Origin of the sequence: Alistipes provencensis (assembly GCF_900083545.1) — a bacterium.
Taxonomy (GTDB): Bacteria; Bacteroidota; Bacteroidia; order Bacteroidales; family Rikenellaceae; genus Alistipes; species Alistipes provencensis.
In genome coordinates this window covers 1-1,497 of the sequence record NZ_LT559259.1, presented here as the reverse complement: position 1 = coordinate 1,497, position 1,497 = coordinate 1, and the positions used below count along the sequence as shown (strand labels likewise).

Below are 1,497 nucleotides of genomic sequence, written 5' to 3'. Positions count from 1 at the left end.
ACCCCCCATCAGAGTGGTGAAAGCAAACGTCTGCGGACCCGCCCCCGCCGCACCCCCGGCAGCCGCCGGGCCCGCTGTCTGCTGCTGCTGGCCCGCCTGCCGCTCGACAGCATCGTGGCTGCCCGCGCGGCACGCTATGCCCGGAGCCGCGACCGTCGGGTCCGGTTTCAGGCGCTGATGGTGCAACTGTCGGCCGATCCTTCGACGGCCCTGCGGCTGATGGCCGAATACCCCGCGCCCTTCTCGGCGTGCGAGGTGGGGGAGATACTGATCCTGCTGCGGCGCGGCAGGCTGCCGATCGCCTACGAACCGCTCGTGGAGTCGCCCTGCCGCAACCTGCGGGTCGTGGGGCTGAGCATCGTGCGGCAGTTCGGCATCGAGGAGGCCGAGCGGCAATTGCTGCGGATCGTGGCCGGGGACGAAGTCCCGGAAGTGGGGCGTGAGGCGCTTTACACGCTCTGCACCCTGCGGCGTCCGCTGACGCGCCGCCGCGTCAGCCGCCGGCTGGCCGTGATGAGCCCCGCCGAACGCAAGGCCCTGATGCGCTATATGGCCGCCGAGGGCTACTCCCCGGGGCTCCTCCGCCGGCTTTTCGACGCCCGCGAACGCACCTACTGCGAATCGCTCGTACAATCCTATAAACGTTCTCTGGCATGAAACTCGTCCTGCTGTTGCTGTTCGTCGCCGCGGCGGTGTGCGCCTGCACGCTGCTGCTGCTCGTCCTGCGGGCCCGGGAACGGCGCCTGCTGGCCGCCGCCGCACGCGCCGCATACAGCGATGCCCCCGACGGCATCGGCATTTCGGTCCTTTGCAGCGGCGTGACCGATCCCGCACAACTCGAAAACCTGCTTTCGCCCGAATATTCACGTTACGAGGTGGTCGCGGTGCTCGACTCCCGGCGTCAGGCCGCGGAGTTCGGCGCACTGGCCGCCCGCTACCGCATGATCCGTGTCGAGTGGGCCTCCACGGGGGAACTGGAGGTCGTGGGGGTGCGGGCGCTGGGACGTTCGCGCAGGCGGTGCTTCCGGCGGCTGGTGCTCGTCGACCGGGCTTTCGACGGTGTTGAGGGCGATCTCGACGCGGCCGCCGCCGTAGCCACCTATGACTACCTGCTTCCCGTCGGCGAGGGGCGATATCTGATGCCCGGAGCCGTCGAACGCCTTGTTGCGGAACTGGGCTCCGAACCGCCCGGAGCGCTCGACCTCGTGCGCTCGTACTTGGGTGAACCCGCCGTGCTCCTGAGCCGCGAGGCGCTGGTCGCCGCGGGCGGTTTCGGGATGCGGCCTCTGCGGGAAATCCCGTATAGTCGGCGGCGGACCCTGTGGGAACCGCTGCTGGCGAGGCCCGGTTCGGGATGGCGCGTACCCCGGCGGTGGATTCTCCTCCCGGCACTGCTGCTGGCGGCGGTGCTCGGGCTGTCGGCCGCCGCAGGGTGGTGGACCGCCGCGGCCGCCTCCGTGACCGTTGCGCTGGTCTGGGCGGCCGCCGCATGCGCCT

General features: G+C 70.5%; 2 protein-coding genes. Both read left to right on the top strand.

Going from position 1 to position 1,497, the window contains the following annotated elements:
- Nucleotides 1-657 (top strand): hypothetical protein (locus tag BN5935_RS00015; RefSeq protein ID WP_064974274.1); only part of this gene is annotated, 657 nt, incomplete at its 5' end.
- A partial coding sequence (locus BN5935_RS00010; RefSeq protein WP_064974273.1) for a hypothetical protein occupies nucleotides 654-1,497 on the top strand: 844 nt, incomplete at its 3' end. The genes BN5935_RS00015 and BN5935_RS00010, both read left to right, overlap by 4 nt.